General features: G+C 71.5%; 13 protein-coding genes. 4 read left to right on the top strand and 9 right to left on the bottom strand.

The window, feature by feature from the left end; all coding sequences use genetic code 11:
- Positions 1-52 precede the first annotated feature (52 nt).
- Positions 53-919 (top strand): A/G-specific adenine glycosylase, encoded by an 867-nt coding sequence (locus tag FHS08_RS11940; RefSeq protein ID WP_167039230.1) that lies wholly within the window; start codon positions 53-55, stop codon positions 917-919.
- A 137-nt stretch (positions 920-1056) separates the two neighbouring features.
- Here FHS08_RS11940 and rbfA read toward each other — a convergent pair whose 3' ends face one another.
- From rbfA to FHS08_RS11905, 7 genes are all read right to left on the bottom strand, one after another.
- Entirely contained in the window at positions 1057-1524 is a 468-nt protein-coding gene (rbfA, locus tag FHS08_RS11935) for a 30S ribosome-binding factor RbfA (RefSeq protein ID WP_167039228.1), read from the bottom strand.
- Positions 1525-1665: 141 nt separating this feature from the next.
- Positions 1666-4416 carry a translation initiation factor IF-2 gene (infB, locus tag FHS08_RS11930; RefSeq protein WP_167039872.1) on the bottom strand — a complete coding sequence of 917 codons (2751 nt, stop codon included), beginning with the start codon at positions 4414-4416 and terminating at the stop codon, positions 1666-1668.
- Between the two features lie 112 nt (positions 4417-4528).
- Positions 4529-4780: a YlxR family protein gene (locus FHS08_RS11925; RefSeq protein ID WP_167039226.1), complete on the bottom strand. Its 252-nt coding sequence runs from the start codon at positions 4778-4780 to the stop codon at positions 4529-4531.
- A gap of 115 nt (positions 4781-4895) precedes the next feature.
- The gene (gene nusA / locus FHS08_RS11920; RefSeq protein WP_167039224.1) at positions 4896-5885 is read right to left on the bottom strand and encodes a transcription termination factor NusA; all 990 of its coding nucleotides are present in this window, start codon (positions 5883-5885) and stop codon (positions 4896-4898) included.
- A gap of 118 nt (positions 5886-6003) precedes the next feature.
- Positions 6004-7830, bottom strand: coding sequence for a lipase family protein (locus tag FHS08_RS11915; RefSeq protein ID WP_167039223.1), 1827 nt, complete (start codon positions 7828-7830; stop codon positions 6004-6006).
- An 82-nt stretch (positions 7831-7912) separates the two neighbouring features.
- Positions 7913-8971 (bottom strand): LOG family protein, encoded by a 1059-nt coding sequence (locus tag FHS08_RS11910; protein WP_167039220.1) that lies wholly within the window; start codon positions 8969-8971, stop codon positions 7913-7915.
- Positions 8972-9086: 115 nt separating this feature from the next.
- Positions 9087-10886, bottom strand: a complete 1800-nt coding sequence (locus FHS08_RS11905) for a proline--tRNA ligase (RefSeq protein WP_167039218.1) — start codon at positions 10884-10886, stop codon at positions 9087-9089.
- 57 nt (positions 10887-10943) lie between these two features.
- Between FHS08_RS11905 and FHS08_RS11900 the strand changes: the two genes are divergently transcribed.
- A complete protein-coding gene (locus FHS08_RS11900; protein ID WP_167039216.1) occupies positions 10944-12392 on the top strand; it encodes an RNB domain-containing ribonuclease in 1449 nt (482 codons plus the stop codon).
- 48 nt (positions 12393-12440) lie between these two features.
- Here the strand turns inward: FHS08_RS11900 and FHS08_RS11895 are convergent, their stop codons facing one another.
- Together FHS08_RS11895 and ispG are read right to left on the bottom strand one after the other, a co-directional pair.
- Positions 12441-12830, bottom strand: a complete 390-nt coding sequence (locus FHS08_RS11895) for a VOC family protein (RefSeq protein WP_167039215.1) — start codon at positions 12828-12830, stop codon at positions 12441-12443.
- Positions 12830-13960, bottom strand: a complete 1131-nt coding sequence (ispG, locus tag FHS08_RS11890; RefSeq protein WP_167039870.1) for a flavodoxin-dependent (E)-4-hydroxy-3-methylbut-2-enyl-diphosphate synthase — start codon at positions 13958-13960, stop codon at positions 12830-12832. Before ispG ends, FHS08_RS11895 begins: the two co-directional genes overlap by 1 nt.
- Before the next feature lie 99 nt (positions 13961-14059).
- Between ispG and FHS08_RS11885 the strand changes: the two genes are divergently transcribed.
- Complete coding sequence (locus FHS08_RS11885; protein WP_167039213.1) at positions 14060-15295, top strand: low temperature requirement protein A; 1236 nt, start codon at positions 14060-14062, stop codon at positions 15293-15295.
- Positions 15296-15383: 88 nt separating this feature from the next.
- Positions 15384-16370 carry an aldo/keto reductase gene (locus FHS08_RS11880; RefSeq protein ID WP_167039211.1) on the top strand — a complete coding sequence of 329 codons (987 nt, stop codon included), beginning with the start codon at positions 15384-15386 and terminating at the stop codon, positions 16368-16370.
- Positions 16371-16391 lie beyond the last annotated feature (21 nt).

Genomic DNA, 16391 nt, shown 5'->3' with positions numbered 1-16391 from the left:
CTCCGCCGCTGGGCGGATCTCCGAGTCCGGGGCGACGCCTAGGCTGATCCGCATGCCCGACCTCGCGACGCCGCTCATCGCGTGGTACCGCGAGAGTGCGCGCGACCTGCCGTGGCGGCGCGAGGGGTTCGGCGCGTGGGGCGTGCTCGTCAGCGAGCTCATGCTGCAGCAGACGCCCGTGGCCCGCGTCGTCCCGCACCTCGAGGCATGGCTCGAGCGGTGGCCGACGCCTGCCGCGCTCGCGACGGATGCCCCGGCCGATGCCGTGCGGCAGTGGGCGAATCTCGGCTATCCCCGCCGGGCGCTGTGGCTGCATCGCGCCGCCGTGGAGATCCGGGATCGGCACGCAGGCATCGTCCCCCGCGACGTGGATGCGCTCCTGGCCCTCACCGGGATCGGCGACTACACGGCGCGCGCCGTCGCCGTCTTCGCGTACGGGGACCGGCATCCCGTCGTCGACACCAACACGCGCCGTGTGCTCGCGCGCTCCGTCGACGGCCGCTCGCAGCCCGGACCGCCGTCGAAGCGCGATCTGGCCGCGATGGAGGCGATCCTCCCCGCCGACGCGGAGGCCGCGGCGATCGTGAACGCCGCCGCGATGGAGCTCGGCGCCGTCGTCTGCACGGCTCGCGCGCCCGCGTGCGACTCGTGTCCCATCGCCGACCGCTGCGCCTGGCGGGCGGCCGGCTACCCCGACACGGGCGACGAGCGCCGCAGGCGGGCGCGGTACGAAGGCAGCGACCGTCAGGCCCGCGGCGCCGTGCTGAAGGTGCTGCGGGATGCCGCGCTCCACGCCGTCCCGCTCGACGACCTCATCGCGGACTGGCCCGACCCGCGCCAGCGCGACCGCGCGATCGACTCCCTCATCGCCGACGGGCTGGCCGAGGCGTGGGGCGGGATGCTGCGCCTGCCGCGGTGAGGGCTGCCGCGCCCTTCCTCGACGGCCGCGGGCGTGACATCACCACGACGTTCACGCGCACGGCGATGCTTCAGGACGCGGCGCGCGCTGCGCCGTGCCGGACGGGCTCAGTGCGTCTCCCCCATGCAGAAGGCCGATCAGGCGTCGTCGAACTCCGCGTCGTCGAGCTCGGCGTCGTCCTCGTCCAGCTCGCGCGGCTTGACGTACGGATCGGCGTCGCCGGCGTACACGGCACCGGCCGCGAGACCCGCCACGGCGGCATCGCGCTCACGCGCCTCACGCAGGAGGTGCGCGATGTGGTCCGCGTTCTCGGGAATCGCGTCGGGGATGAACTCGAGCGACGGAGTCAGCCGCACGTTGAGGTGCTTGCCCACCTCCGAGCGCAGCATCCCCGTCGCGGACTTGAGCGCCTCGGCCGAGGCCGCGCGGTCGTCCGCCGACCCGAGCACGGTGTAGAACACGCTCGCGTGCTGCAGATCGCCCGTCACCTTCACATCCGTGATCGTGACGAATCCGAGGCGCGGGTCGCGCAGCCCCTTCTCGAGGCGCTCAGCGAGGAGCACCCTGATCCGGTCTGCCAGCCGGGCCTGACGTTCGCTGGACATGTTCTTCTCCCTACTGACCGCCGTCGCCGGCGTGGATGCTGGAGCCGGAGGCCGAGGCGACGGATGCCTCGCCGACAGCCGGGGCCTCGAGGTCCCGACGTCGGTGAGGCATCCATCACCGGAGCCGCAGGCACCGGAGGATCAGCCGCGCGGCTTCTCCACCAGCTCGGTCGTCTCGATCTCGTCGCCGATCTGGATGTCGTTGTACTTGCCCAGTCCGATACCGGCCTCGAAGTCCGTGCGGACCTCGGTGACGTCGTCCTTGAAGCGACGCAGCGACTCGATGGCTAGGCCATCGGCGATGACGACGCCGTCGCGGATGACGCGCGCCTTCGCGTTGCGCGTGATCGTGCCCGAACGGACGATGACACCCGCGATGTTGCCGAACTTCGAGGAGCGGAACACCTCGCGGATCTCGGCGACACCCGACTGGACCTCTTCGTACTCCGGCTTGAGCATGCCCTTGAGGGACTGCTCGACATCGTCGATCGCGTTGTAGATGACCGAGTAGAACCGGGTGTCCACGCCCTCGCGGGCGGCGCGCTCGCGCGCCTTCGTGTCGGGGCGGACGTTGAAGCCGATGATGATCGCGTTGTCGATCGTGGCCAGATTGACGTCGGACTCCGTGATGGCGCCGACGCCGCGGTGGATGATCCGCAGCTGCACCGAGTCGTCGACCTCGATCTTCAGGAGCGACTCCTCGAGCGCCTCGACGGCACCCGACACGTCGCCCTTGATGATGAGGTTGAGCGACTCGACCTTGCCCTCTTCGAGAGCACGCGTGAAGTCCTCGAGCGAGATGCGCTTGCGCGCCTTCGCCAGCTGGGCGTTGCGCTCGGCCGCTTCGCGCTTCTCGGCGATCTGACGGGCCATGCGGTCCTCGTCGGTCACGATGAACGTGTCGCCGGCGCGCGGCACGGAGTTGAGTCCCTGCACCTGCACGGGACGCGACGGAGCGGCCTCTTCGACCGCGTCGCCGTTCTCGTCGACCATCGCACGGACGCGGCCGTAGGCCGTGCCCGCCACGATCGCGTCGCCGACGCGGAGCGTTCCGGACTGGATGAGGACCGTCGCGACCGAACCGCGGCCCTTGTCGAGCTTGGCCTCGATGGCGACGCCGCGCGCGGCCTTGTTGGGGTTCGCCGTGAGGTCGAGTCCTGCGTCGGCCGTCAGCAGGACGGCATCGAGGAGCTCCTGGATGCCGATGCCCTGTCGGGCCGAGACATCCACGAACATGACCTCGCCGCCGTACTCCTCCGCGACCAGACCGTACTCGGTGAGCTGCTGGCGCACCTTGCCGGGGTTGGCCTCGGGCTTGTCGATCTTGTTGACCGCGACCACGATCGGCACGTTCGCCGCCTGTGCGTGGTTGAGCGCCTCGACCGTCTGCGGCATGATGCCGTCGTCGGCCGCGACCACGAGGATCGCGATGTCGGTGACCTGCGCACCACGGGCGCGCATGGCGGTGAACGCCTCGTGACCCGGGGTGTCGATGAAGGTGATGGCGCGCTCGATGCCGTCGTGCTCGGTCCAGACCTGGTACGCACCGATGTGCTGCGTGATGCCGCCGGCCTCGCCCGCGACCACGTTGGTCTGGCGGATGGCGTCGAGCAGTCGCGTCTTGCCGTGGTCGACGTGGCCCATGACGGTCACGACCGGCGGACGGATCTCGAGATCCTCTTCGCTCTCGGCCTCCAGCTCGGCCTCGAGGTTGAGGCCGAAGCCCTCCAGGAGCTCCTTGTCCTCGTCCTCGGGCGAGACCATCTGGATCTTGTAGCCGAGCTCGGCGCCGAGCACCTCGAACGTCGCCTCGTCGAGAGACTCGGTCGCCGTCGCCATCTCTCCGAGGTTGAACAGGATCGTGACGAGGGTGCCAGGCTGCACGGTGTAGCCCGTGAGCGCCTCGATCTTGTCGGCGAAGTCGGCGATCGACGAGCCGCGGCGCATGCGGATGATCTCGCCGTTGCCGCGCGAGACGTTGACGCCGCCGACGACCGGGGCGTCCCGCATCTCGAATTCCTGCCGCTTCGCGCGACGCGACTTGCGCTGCTTCGACTTGCCGCCGCCCTTGCCGAACGCGCCGGCCGTGCCGCCGCCGGGGCCGCGGCCGCGGCCGCCGCCTCCGCCCGGGCGACCGGCGAAGCCGCCGCCCGTGCCTGCGGCGCCGGGAGCGCCGGGACGCTGGAAGCCGCCGCCTGCGCCGCCAGGGCGGCCGGGACCGCCCGGACGCTGCTGGAACGGCGCGCCGGGGCGACCTGCGCCACCCGGGCGACCTGCGCCGCCGGGGCGCGGAGCGCCGGGACGGGGGGCGCCGGGACGCGGCGCCTGAGGACGCGGGATGTTGCCGGGCGTGGGGCGCTGCCCCATGCCCTGCGCGGAGGCGAAGGGGTTGTTGCCGGGGCGCGGCGGGCGCTGGCCCATGCCCTGCGCGGAGGCGAAGGGGTTGTTGCCGGGGCGCGGAGTGCCGCCCGGACGCGGCGGTGCGGGCGTCGGGCCGGCGGGCCCGGGCTTTGCCCCTGCTGCTGCGGGGGCAGACGCCGGAGCCGCGGGCGCGGGGGTCTCGGGCTTCGCGGCGGGCGCGGCTGGTGCGGCGGGTGCCGGCGCGGCGGCCGGTGCCGGACGCGATGCCGCCGGGGCGGCGGGCGCCGGTGCGGGCGCGGCGGGACGTGCGGGGCCGGGACGAGCGCCCGGGCGTGCGGGGGTCGCCGACGAAGCCGGCGCCTTGGGCGCGGGCGCGTGAGCCGAGCCGTCGGCCTCGAGGGCTGCACGGAGCTTTCGGGCGACGGGCGGCTCGATCGTCGACGAAGGGCTCTTGACGAACTCGCCGAGCTCCTTCAGCTTCGCAAGGGCCACCTTGCTGTCGACGCCGAGCTCCGAGGCGATCTCGTGCACGCGTGGTTTGGCGTTTGCCACAATTCTCCTGTCTGAGGTCCACCCAGACAGGGCAGACCACTAGTCGCGGACGGGTCTCATTTCGAGCCGTTCACTTTGTTCCCATAGCCGTTCAGCCTTTTCGCTGCAGATGCTGTTCGATGGTCTGCGTGTCAAGCGGGCCTGACACACGCAATGCGCGCACGAAGGCGCGGCGCCGGATCGCGGCATCCACGCACTTGGGCGTCTCGTGCACCCACGCGCCCCTCCCCGGAAGCTTCGCGCGCTCGTCGGGGACGAGGGCCGAATCCACGGCGACCACCCTCAGGAGGGCGGATCTGGGAGCACGCGCGCGACATCCGACGCACGTTCGTACGGGTTCCATGGTACACCTCCCGGTCGACGCGATCCCCGCCCTCGGCCCGAGTCGGCAGCCGGTCGCCGAGACGCGCTGTCTCGCCCAGAGGCTGCCGTCTCGCGGAGGGAGCGAGGTGTGAACGCTACTTGTCCTCGAGGATCGAGTCGGGCTGGATGTCGATCTTCGCGCCCGTGAGCTTGGCGGCCAGACGGGCGTTCTGGCCCTCCTTGCCGATCGCGAGCGAGAGCTGGTAGTCGGGCACGAGTGCGCGCACGGCCTTGACGTTGGCGTCGAGCACGAAGCTCGACGTGACCTTGGCGGGAGAGAGCGCGTTGGCGACGAACTTCGCAAGCTCGGGGTCGTAGTCGACGATGTCGATCTTCTCCCCGCTGAGCTCCTCGGTGACGGCGCGGACGCGGCGGCCGAGTTCGCCGATGCAGGCGCCCTTCGCGTTGATCGTCGGGTCGTTGGCCTTGACCGCGATCTTCGTGCGGTGGCCGGCCTCCCGGGCGAGCGACACGATCTCGACGAGGCCCGACGCGATCTCGGGCACTTCGAGCGCGAAGAGCTTGCGGACGAGCCCGGGGTGCGTGCGCGACACCGAGATCTGGGGGCCCTTCGTGCCCTTCGCGACGGACGTCACGTACACGCGCAGGCGCGAGCCGTGCGGATACTCCTCGCCCGCGACCTGCTCCTCGGGAGGCAGGATCGCCTCGACCGAGCCGAGGTCGACGTGCACCATGCGCGGATTCGGCCCCTGCTGCACGACGCCGGCGACGATGTCGCCCTCCTTGCCGCGGAACTCGCCCAGCACGGCGTCGTCTGCGATGTCGCGCAGGCGCTGGCTGATGACCTGCTTCGCCGCGAAGGCGGCGATGCGGCCGAAGTCCTCGGGCGTGCTCTCCTCTTCGCCGATGACGGCGCCCTCCTCGTCGAGAAGGGGGATGAACACGGCCACGTGCCCGGTCTTGCGGTCCAGCTCCGCCCTGGCGCCCTCCGGAAGGGTGCCGGTGGGCGAGGTGTGCTTGGCATAGGCGGTCAGGATCGCCTGCTCGATGATGCGGATGAGTTCGCCGAAGGGGATGTCCTTCTCCCGCTCGACCGTCCGCAGCAGTCCCAGATCGATATCCACAGTGGACCTCCCTATTCAGCTCTCGCCGGATCGTCGCGTCCCGGCATCCCTTCCACGGTACCGGATGCCGCACGCGAGGGTGCTGGGAACGCCCTGGGCGCACCGGCCCGCGCGGCGGCTACCCCGCCTCGGCGCGGCAGTCGTCGACGGGCCGCGCGCCGTCGAACCGCGCCTGGGTCCACGCGACGAGCATGGGCGCCATCGGCGCGCGGGGCTGCAGCAGGTCCTGATGGTGGATGCCGCGGTACTCGAGTCGCCGCACCTGCTCGCCCGCGTCGCACAGCTGCGAGAAGAGGCGTCGCTGAAGACCCGGCGGGATGACCTCGTCGTCGCGGCCCCACGCGAGGAACACCGGGCTGCCCAGCGGCCCGTCCGCCGCGTTCTGCGCGAGTCTGCGCCCGAGCGCCCCGCCTGTCAGATCGCCCCGGTACAGCGGTCTGTCCTCCGAGACGCCCAGCGCCGCCAGGACCGACACCAGGATGCCGGGCTCGGTCGGACAGCGCATCGTCATCTCCCTCACGATCTGCCGGCCCCCGGCCGTGACATAGTCGGGCAGCTCGACGTCGGGGTACGTCTCGGAGTAGGGCACGAGCACCCACGAGATCAGGACGCTCAGCTCGGGCGAGCCGCCTCCCGCCGTGAGCACGCGGGCGAGGGCGAGGGGGTCGGCCGCGGGGGCGAGCGCCGCCGTGCCGACGATGCGCAGCTCGGGGGCGTAGTCGTCGGCGATCGTCGAGGTCCACATCGCGGCATGACCGCCCTGCGAATGCCCCCATACGGCGACCTTCCCGTCGAGATCGACGCCCTGCACCGCGCGCGCCGCGCGGACGGCGTCCAGTGCGGCATGCGCCTCCCCGCGGCCGATGAGGTACGGGAAGACGCCGTCCGCGCCCTGGCCGGGGAAGTCCGGCGCGACGACCACCCAGCCGCGAGCGAGCGCGTCGTCGACACCCGGTATCGCCCACTTCGTCGCCGCGGAGTCCGTGAGGCTCGGCGCGCAGCCGCGCGCGACACCGGTCGTGCCGTGGGCCCACACGACGGCCGGCCGCAGCGTCCGGGTCTCCTGCCCCTCGGGGAAGATGACGAAGCCGCTCGCGGGGACGATGCGCCCCGCGGCATCCCTCGTCGTGTACAGGATGCGGCGCACGTCGCCGCCCGCGGGCTCGCGCCCCGCGAAGCCGTCCTCGCGCAGGAGGACGCCGGGGGCGCGCGGCAGCGGATCCGGCGCGCTGTAGAAGCCGTCGACGACGGGGGCGCCCTCCTCGAACCAGTCGTTGAGCGACCACCCCGCCGCGACGGCGCCCACGAGCACGACCGAGAGCGCCCAGCGTCCCGCGTCGGCCCACAGCACGGCGCGGCGCGCGGCTGCGGGGGGCGGGGGCGTGGCCCGGTCGGCCGAGCCGAGGTCGCGCAGGGCCCGGACGACGAGCGCGACGCCGAACGCGACGGTGCGGACGCCGAACACGAGCGCCGTCACGAGGGTCGTGACGTCGGGCCACGACAGCGCGAAGACGCCGAAGGCGAGCTGGGCCGCCCCCCACACGACCGCGAGGACCCTTTCGCTGATCCGCCCGCGCAACGCGTCCGCGAAAGAGACGAGACCGCCGACGACGAGCAGCAGCGCGATGACGTTCGCGACGGAGTCGAGCCCTCGTCCGAGCCACAGGAGCACCGCGAGACCGCCGAGGATCCACAGCACGGCCGACAGGCTCCCCCACCAGCGGTGGGCGTGCGGCCGGGTCAGGTCGAGCACGCCGGAGGCGATCGCGCTCGCGCCGACGTAGCCGGCGAGCAGGGCGAGCGACGTCAGCGGCCGTGTGACGAGGAGGAGCCCCAGCAGCAGGATGACCGCGCCGCCGGCCAGGAGCCACCACGGGGGCACACGAGAGGCGAGCCGCGGCAGGATGCTGACCTGCCGCAGCCGAGTATCGCCTGGCCCGCCCACCGGGCCATGATAGGTCGGCGCCCGCAGGAGCAGCGTCGGCGCGCTGCGGCCCGGAGGCGGCGGCCGGCCCGCGCTGAGCGCGTCAGCGAGCGCCGACCGGTCCTGCGGGCGCAGTCCCGAGCCGGTTGACGGCGCGGATGAGATGGAACAGCGCGCCCACCTGGAACTGGTCGTACGTCATGACCAAGCGCGGCAGGGCGAGCTTGTCGACGTCGTCGCGCTCGGGCCTGAGCGGCCCCGACTTCTCGATGCGCCCGTCGAGCACCAGCCCGCCGAACCGCTCGTTGAGCTCATCCACCTCGGCATCCGTCGGCTCCGCGCGCAGCCTCAGGACGAGGCGCTTCCCGACCCACCGCAGCGAGTCGTAGTTGCGCCAGAACTCCGTGATCTCATCCGCCGCCGCCGTGACGGAGTCGGTGATGAGCACGCGATCGAAGTCGTCGGCCGAGATGACGCCCGAGGGGATGAGCTCCTCGTCGGCGAATCGCCGCAGGCCCGCCCAGAACGTGCCGCCCGCGCGGTCGAGCAGCACGATGGGGGTCGGGTCGGCCTTCCCGGTCTGCTGCAGCGTCAGCAGCTCGAACATCTCGTCGAGCGTGCCGAAGCCGCCGGGGACGCACACGAACCCGTGCGACTCCTTGACGAGCATCAGCTTGCGCGTGAAGAAGTACTTCATCGCGACGACGTTGTCGGCTTCCGCGACGACCGCGTTCGGCTTCTCCTCGAACGGAAGCCTGATCGAGACGCCGATCGACTGCTGCGAGCCCGCCCCCTCCGCCGCTGCCTGCATGATCCCGGGGCCTGCTCCCGTCACGACCATCCACCCGCGCTCGGCGAGAGCCCGCGCGACGTCGGACGCCGCACGATAGAGCGCGTCGTCGGGCTTCGTGCGCGCCGAGCCGAAGATCGTGACCTTGGGGACGTTCCGGTACGGCGCGAAGAGGCGGAAGGCCGCGCGCATCTCGGTGAGCGCCGCCGACGTGATCTTGAGGTCGAGCCGGTCTGCGTCGTCGAGGCCCAGCCCGACGCCCGTCGCGAGGATCCGCGCGACCAGGTCCGCCTGCGCGCTGATCCCGGCATCCGCGATCAGCGTGCGCAGATCCTGCGTGACTTCCCTCGGGACCATGGAGCTGTCTGGCATGACACCAGACTTCCATGCCCGGATGCCGTGCGGCCAACTCTTCGTGAGCGCGGGGTGCTCGCTGCCGCTGCGCCGTCTCGGATCCGCCCCCGGCGCGGGTCCGATCCGGGTGCGGTCAGCGCGCCGTGAGCCGCGCGATCGCGTCAGCCGCCGGAACGACCTCGCGGTCGCCCGTGCGGCGGTCCCACAGCTCGACCTGGCCGTCGGGGGCGCCGCGGCCGACGATGAGGATCTGCGGGACGCCGACGAGCTCGGCATCCGCGAACTTCACTCCGGGCGAGACCTTCGCGCGGTCGTCGTACAGCACGTCGAGACCGGCGGCCTCGAGGTCGGCCGAGACGGAGGCGGCGAGGTCGAAGGCGACGCCATCCTTCCCCGTCGCGACGACGTGGACGTCGAACGGCGCGACCGACGACGGCCAGATGAGGCCCCTCTCGTCGTTGTTCAGCTCCGCGATGATCGCGAGGATGCGCGTCACGCCGATGCCGTACGAGCCCATCGTCACCGTGACGAGCTTCCCGTTCTCGTCGAGGACCTTGAGTCCCAGCGCCTCTGCGTACTTGCGGCCGAGCTGGAAGACGTGCCCGATCTCCATGCCGCGGGCGAGCGTCACGGGACCCGAGCCGTCGGGAGCCGCGTCGCCCGCGCGGACGCTGGCGACCTCGACGAATCCGTCGGCCGTGAAGTCGCGGCCCGCGACGAGCGAGTGGACGTGCTTCTCGTCGATGTTGGCGCCCGTGATCCATGCCGTGCCGTCGACGACGCGCGGGTCGAGGAGATACCGGATGCCGGTCGCCGACTCCTCGCCGAGGATCGCGCCCGTCTGCGACCACGGCCCGATGTAGCCCTTGACGAGCCCCGGGTTCCTCTGGAAGTCGTCGTCGGTCGCGGGCTCGACGGTCGCGGGTGCGAAGGCGACCTCGGCGCGCTTGTCGTCGACGTCGCGGTCTCCGGGGACGCCGACGACGACGAGCTCGCGCGTGCCGTCGAGGTGCGTCAGGGCGAGCACGACGTTCTTGAGCGTGTGGGCGGCGGTCCACTCGGTCGCGCCGTCGGTGGCGGGTCCTGCGACGCCGGAGCGCGGAGGGTCGAGCACGGCGTTGCTGTGGGCGACGAGCGTGTCGATCGTCGGCGTGCCCGGCGAGTCGAAGATCTCAGGCTCCGGCAGCCCCTCGAGCGGGATGGCGTCCGGCACGACCGTCGTGAACGCCTCGACGTTGGCGGCGTACCCGCCGGCCGAGCGCACGAAGGTGTCTTCGCCGACGGGAGTCGGATGCAGGAACTCCTCCGACCGCGATCCGCCCATCGCCCCCGCGTCGGCCTGGACGATGACGTACTCGAGGCCGAGGCGCTGGAAGATCCGCTCGTACGCGTCGCGCTGAGCCATGTACGACGCGTCGAGTCCGGCATCCGTGTAGTCGAACGAGTACGCGTCCTTCATCGTGAACTCGCGCCCGCGCAGCAGGCCTGCGCGAGGGCGGGCCTCGTCGCGGTACTTGTCCTGGATCTGGTAGATCGTCAGCGGCAGGTCCTTGTACGACGAGTACAGGTCCTTCACGAGCAGCGTGAAGACCTCCTCGTGCGTCGGCGCGAGAAGGTAGTCGGCGTCCTTGCGGTCCTTGAGGCGGAAGATGCCGTCGCCGTACTCCGTCCAGCGGTTCGTGACCTCGTACGGCTCGCGGGGCAGGAGCGCGGGGAAGTGCACTTCGTAGGCGCCCGCGTCGGCCATCTCGCCGCGGATGATCTGCTCGATCCTTCCCTTGACCTTCAGCCCCAGCGGGAGCCACGCGAAGATGCCGGGCGCCTGTCGGCGGATGTAGCCGGCGCGCACGAGCAGCCGGTGGCTCGTGACCTCGGCGTCGGCGGGGTCTTCGCGGAGCGTGCGGAGGAAGAAGTGCGAGAGACGGGTGACCACGAGGGTCAAGTCTAGGGCGGATGCCCGCACGCCCCCGGTCCGCCCTATGCTGACGTCGTGCCCGCCCGCAGGTCTCGCCTCGTGTCGTCCGCCCCCGGCGGGGCGCTCGCCGAGTCGCTCGCCGCACTGCGCACCCAGCTCGCGCTCCCGACGTCCTTTCCGCCCGACGTGCTCGCCGAGGCGGAGGCCGCTGCTCACGATGTCGCGACGGATCCGGATGCCGCCCACGTCGACGACCTGCGCGGCATCCCCTTCCTCACGATCGATCCCGAGGGCTCCACCGACCTCGACCAGGCGATGCACTTCGAGCGCACGCCCGGCGGCGCCATCCTGCACTATGCGATCGCCGACGTGCCCGCCTACGCGCGCCCGGGCGGCGCGGTCGACGCGGAGGCGCGCAGGCGCGGGCAGACGATGTACGCGCCCGACGGGCGCATCCCGCTGCATCCCCCCGTGCTCAGCGAGGACGCGGCGTCGCTGCTTCCCGACCGGGACAGGCGAGCGTACGTGTGGCGGTTCGTCCTCGACGAGGACGCGCAGCCCGTCGAGACGACCGTGCGTCGCGCCGTCGTGCGCTCCCGTGCGCAGTGGACCTACCGGGGCGCGCAGGCCGCGATCGACGACGGCTCGGCGCCCGATGCGCTCGCGGCGCTCGCGTGGTTCGGTCCGCAGCGCGCGGAGCGCGAGCGGGAGCGGGGAGGCGCGAGCCTGAACATCCCCGACACCGAGGTCGTCGCCCAGCAGGGCGGATACCGGCTCGTGCGCGGCGCCCCGCTGCCCGTCGAGGAGTGGAACGCGCACGTCTCCCTGCTGACGGGGATGGCGGCCGCCGAGATCATGCTGCGCGGCGGCATCGGGATCCTCCGCACGATGCCGCCCGCGAGCGCCGACGACCAGGCCGCGTTCCGCGTCGAGACGATCGCGCTCGGCATCCCGTGGCGATTCGGCGTCGCGTACGGCGACTACCTGCGGAGCCTCGATCGAGAGGATCCCGCGGCGCAGGCGGTGCGGGATGCCGCGGCCGGCCTGTTCCGCGGCGCGGGGTATCTCGCGTTCGACGGAGACGTTCCTGACGACCCCGTGCAGGCGGCGATCGGCGCGCCCTATGCGCACGCGACGGCGCCGCTGCGCCGCCTCGTCGACCGCTGGTCGCTCATCCTGTGCGAGGCCATCGCGAACGATCGGTGGGTCCCCGACTGGGTGCGAGAGAGCCTCCCTGAGCTTCCCAGGCTCATGGCCCGCAGCAGCCAGCGCACGAGTCAGCTCGAGAGCGGGTCCATCGACCGCGTCGAGGCCGCCGTCATGCAGGGGCGCGAGGGCGAGATCTTCACGGGCGCCGTCCTCGGTCGACGCGGCGACGGCGCGCGGGTCCAGCTGATCCGCCCTCCCGCGCAGATCAAGGTCCCCGGCCTCGAGTCGGCCGCGGGCTCCCTCGTGCGGCTACGCCTCGACGGCGCGGACGTCGCGACGGGCGGCCTCGACTTCACGCTCGTCGACGGGGCCTGACGGCGCGGGCGCGACGCGGATAGCAGAGCGGATCGCGACAGCCCGGCGTCAGTCCGCGACGAGCTCCACCTTGAATCCCGCGCGGCTCTCGAGCCAGCCGGCGTAGTGATCCGGTCCGCCGGCGTGCGGGTAGCGCTCGTGGTAGAGCGGACTCCAGCCGTGCTCGGCGGCATCCGTCATGAGCTCGTCCAGCTCCGCGGGAGATCCGGCGTGCACGGCGATGTGGTTGACACCCGGCATCCGCCGATCATGCTCCTCACCGTGCAGATTCGGAGACAGCGTGATCGTCAGGTAGGCGGATCCCAGACTCCAGCTCGTGCCCTCCGGCCACTCGCCCGCCTGCCGGCAGCCGAGCCGCCCGAGCAGCCAGCCCCACTCGCGGCGTGCGAGTCCGAGATCGCTCACCCACAGCTCGAGATGATGCAGGGTTCCGCGCATCACGCCGTGACGACCTGTGCCGTCCCTACCGGGGCATCCGGGCCCAGCTCGTCGGCGATGCGGCGCGCCTCCTCGATGAGGGTCGCGACGATCTCGGACTCGGGCACCGTCTTGATGACCTGGCCCTTCACGAAGATCTGGCCCTTGCCGTTGCCGCTCGCGACGCCGAGGTCGGCCTCCCGCGCCTCGCCGGGGCCGTTGACGACACAGCCCATGACGGCGACGCGCAGCGGCACGGTCATGTCCTTGAGCCCTTCGGTCACGTCGTTGGCGAGGGTGTAGACGTCCACCTGCGCGCGCCCGCACGACGGGCACGAGACGATCTCGAGCTTGCGCTCCCGCAGGTTCAGCGACTGCAGGATCTGGTGGCCGACCTTGACCTCCTCGGCCGGCGGGGCGGAGAGCGAGACGCGGATCGTGTCGCCGATGCCCTCAGAGAGGAGGATCCCGAAGGCCGTCGCGCTCTTGATCGTGCCCTGGAACGACGGCCCCGCCTCGGTGACGCCGAGATGCAGCGGCCAGTCGCCCATCGCGGCGAGCAGGCGGTACGCCTTGACCATGACAACGGGGTCATTGTGCTTGACCGAGATCTTGAAGTCGTGGAAGTCGTGCTCCTCGAACAGCGACGCCTCCCAGCGGGCGCTCTCGGCGAGCGCTTCCGGCGTCGCCTTGCCGTATTTCTCGAGCAGGCGCCTGTCGAGCGACCCCGCGTTCACCCCGATGCGCAGCGAGACGCCCGCGGCCTTCGCTGCCGCCGCGATCTCACCGACCTTGTCGTCGAACTGGCGGATGTTCCCGGGGTTGACCCGCACGGCGGCGCAGCCGGCGTCGATCGCCTGGAACACGTACTTCGGCTGGAAGTGGATGTCGGCGATGACGGGGATCTGGCTCTTCTTCGCGATGATGTGCAGCACGTCCGCGTCGTCCTGCGACGGCACGGCGACTCGGACGATCTCGCAGCCGGATGCCGTGAGCTCGGCGATCTGCTGCAGCGTCGCGTTGATGTTCGTGGTGGGCGTCGTCGTCATGGACTGGACGCTCACGGGCGCGTCTCCGCCGACGAGGACCTTGCCGACCCTGATCTGTCGGGTCTTGCGACGGGGGGCGAGGACATCGGGCACGCGCGGCATCCCGAGATTCACTGCTGGCACGCCGTCCAGCCTACGACGGTCGAGCTTCGCGAAGGCTGACGGTCGACGCCGCGAATGCCGCCCGCTAGGTTTTGCGCCATGAGCCTCAGCCATCACATGGGACGGATGTCGGGCCGCGACCCCGAGGAGTCCCATCGCGCCGCGACGCCGCTCGAGCTGCTCTTCGACCTCACGTTCGTCGTGGCGTTCAGCTCGGCAGGATCCGAGACGGCGCACTTCCTCGAGCTGGGCGAGATCGGCCCTGCGCTGCTCGCGTTCTGGTTCTCGATCTTCGCCGTGTCATGGGCGTGGATCAACTACTCGTGGCTTGCGAGCGCGTACGACAACGACGACGTCTTCTTCCGCATCGCGACCCTCGTCGAGATGGTCGGCGTGCTGATCCTCACCCTCGGCATCCCGCCCTTCTTCCACTCGATCCAGGAGGGGCGGCACGTCGACAACTCGATCATGGTGGCGGGCTACGTCGTCATGCGGATCGCGGCGATCGCCCTGTGGCTCCGGGCGGCGGCGAACGACCCCGTCCGCCGCCGCACGTGCCTCGCGTACGCGGCGAACATCGGCATCGCACAGGCCGGATGGGTCGTGCTCATCTTCCTCGACCTGTCGCTGCCGATGACGTTCCTGCTCACGGCCCTCCTGAGCCTGTTCGAGCTCGCGGGCCCGGTCTCGGCCGAGCTGCGGTACGGCCGCACGCCGTGGAACCCGCACCACATCGCCGAGCGCTACGGACTGCTCGTGATCATCACGCTCGGCGAGGTCATCCTCGGCACCACTCTCTCGATCTCGGCGGTCGTGCATGAGGAGGGCTGGAGCGCTGAGGCCGTGCTCGTGGCCTCCGGAGGCACGCTCCTCGCGTTCGCCATGTGGTGGATGTACTTCGTGCTGCCGGTCGGAGAGCTGCTCGAGCGCTATCCGCTGCGCGCCTTTCCCTGGGGGTACGGCCACGTCTTCCTCTTCGGATCGATCGCAGGGGTCGGGGCGGGCCTGCATGTCGCGGCGAACGTCATCCGCGACGAAGCGCACGTCGGCGCGCTGTTCGCGGTGCTCTGCGTCGCCGTGCCGCTGTTCGCCTTCGAGCTCATGGCCTTCACGCTCTTTTCGCTGCTCGTCAAGGAGATCGACGTCTTTCACGTCTGGACGCTCGCCGCCGCCGTCGCGGTGCTCGCCCTCGGCGTCGTCGCCGTGCTGCTCGGCGCGACTCTCGGAGTGTCGCTCGTCGTCCTCGCGTGCTCGCCGGTCGTGATCGTCGTCGCCTACGAGACGGTCGGTCATCGTCACGAGGCCGCGACGCTCGAGCGCGCACTCGCACGGTGAGCCGTCCGACCCGGATTGCTATGCTCTGTCCACCGCGCTGCGCATCGCCCCGCCGGGGGGATGCCCTCCGACCCCACCGGAGCCGACGATGCTCGAATCCTCGCCCGACCGCGTGCCCCTCGGCCGCAGCGACCTCCGCGTGAGCTCGGTCGGCTACGGCTCGATGCCGCTCGGCGGGATCTACGGGGCCGTCGACGATCGCGCCGCGGTCGACCTCCTCCGGCATGTGATCGACTCGGGCGTCGACTTCATCGACACGTCGAGCGTCTACGCCGAGGGCCGCGTCGAGGTGCTCGTGGGCGAGGCGATCCAGGGGCGTCGAGACGACGTCGTCGTCGCGACGAAGTTCGGGATGACGGGACCGGGCCTCGGGCACCCCGATCGCGTGCGGCCGGCGCTCGTCGAGAGCCTCCGGCGGCTCGGCACCGACTACGTCGACCTGTACTACCTGCACCAGATCGACCCCACGACCCCCATCGAAGACACCGTCTGGGCCATGGGCGAGCTCGTCGAAGAGGGCCTCGTCCGCGCGATCGGACTCTCGGAGGTCACTCCCTCCACGATCCGCCGCGCACACGAGGCCTTTCCGATCGCCGCCGTGCAGGAGGAGTACTCGCTCCTCGCGCGCGAGATCGAAGAGACCGTGCTGCCGACGCTGCGCGAGCTCGGGATCTCCCTCGTCGCCTACAGCCCGTTCGGCCGGGGACTGCTCACGGGGAGGATCCGGCGACCGGACGACGTCGCGCCCGACGACGTCCGACGCGAGCGCTACCCGCGATTCGACGGCCGCGCCCTGCGCGCGAACCTCGCCGCCGCCGCTCCCCTGTTCGCGCTGGCGGAGGAGCTCGGCACGACGCCGACCGAGCTCGCCCTCGGCTGGGTGCTCGCGTCGCACAACACGATCCCGATCCCCGGCACGAGGAGCCCCGCCAACTTCGACGCGAACGTCGAGGCGGCGCGCTTCCCGCAGGATGCCGCGATCACGCGGCGTCTCTCGCGCATGTTCCCCGTCGGCGTCGCGCGCGGCGAGCGCTACCCGCCGAACCTCATGCAGCGCATCCGCGAAGCCCCCTGACGCAGCCCTCGCGATGCAGGC

The sequence above is a fragment of the Microbacterium ulmi genome (assembly GCF_011759705.1).
GTDB lineage: Bacteria > Actinomycetota > Actinomycetes > Actinomycetales > Microbacteriaceae > Microbacterium > Microbacterium ulmi.
This window is presented reverse-complemented; position numbering and strand designations above follow the sequence as displayed.

Excerpts from the sequence above, each read along its gene's own strand:
- FHS08_RS11940 (WP_167039230.1), top strand. The coding sequence starts at position 53 with ATGCCCGACCTCGCGACGCCGCTCATCGCGTGGTACCGCGAGAGTGCG.
- rbfA (WP_167039228.1), bottom strand. The coding sequence starts at position 1,524 with ATGTCCAGCGAACGTCAGGCCCGGCTGGCAGACCGGATCAGGGTGCTC.
- FHS08_RS11925 (WP_167039226.1), bottom strand. The coding sequence starts at position 4,780 with ATGGAACCCGTACGAACGTGCGTCGGATGTCGCGCGCGTGCTCCCAGA.
- FHS08_RS11910 (WP_167039220.1), bottom strand. The coding sequence starts at position 8,971 with ATGCCAGACAGCTCCATGGTCCCGAGGGAAGTCACGCAGGATCTGCGC.
- FHS08_RS11895 (WP_167039215.1), bottom strand. The coding sequence starts at position 12,830 with ATGCGCGGAACCCTGCATCATCTCGAGCTGTGGGTGAGCGATCTCGGA.
- ispG (WP_167039870.1), bottom strand. The coding sequence starts at position 13,960 with ATGCCGCGCGTGCCCGATGTCCTCGCCCCCCGTCGCAAGACCCGACAG.
- FHS08_RS11885 (WP_167039213.1), top strand. The coding sequence starts at position 14,060 with ATGAGCCTCAGCCATCACATGGGACGGATGTCGGGCCGCGACCCCGAG.
- FHS08_RS11880 (WP_167039211.1), top strand. The coding sequence starts at position 15,384 with ATGCTCGAATCCTCGCCCGACCGCGTGCCCCTCGGCCGCAGCGACCTC.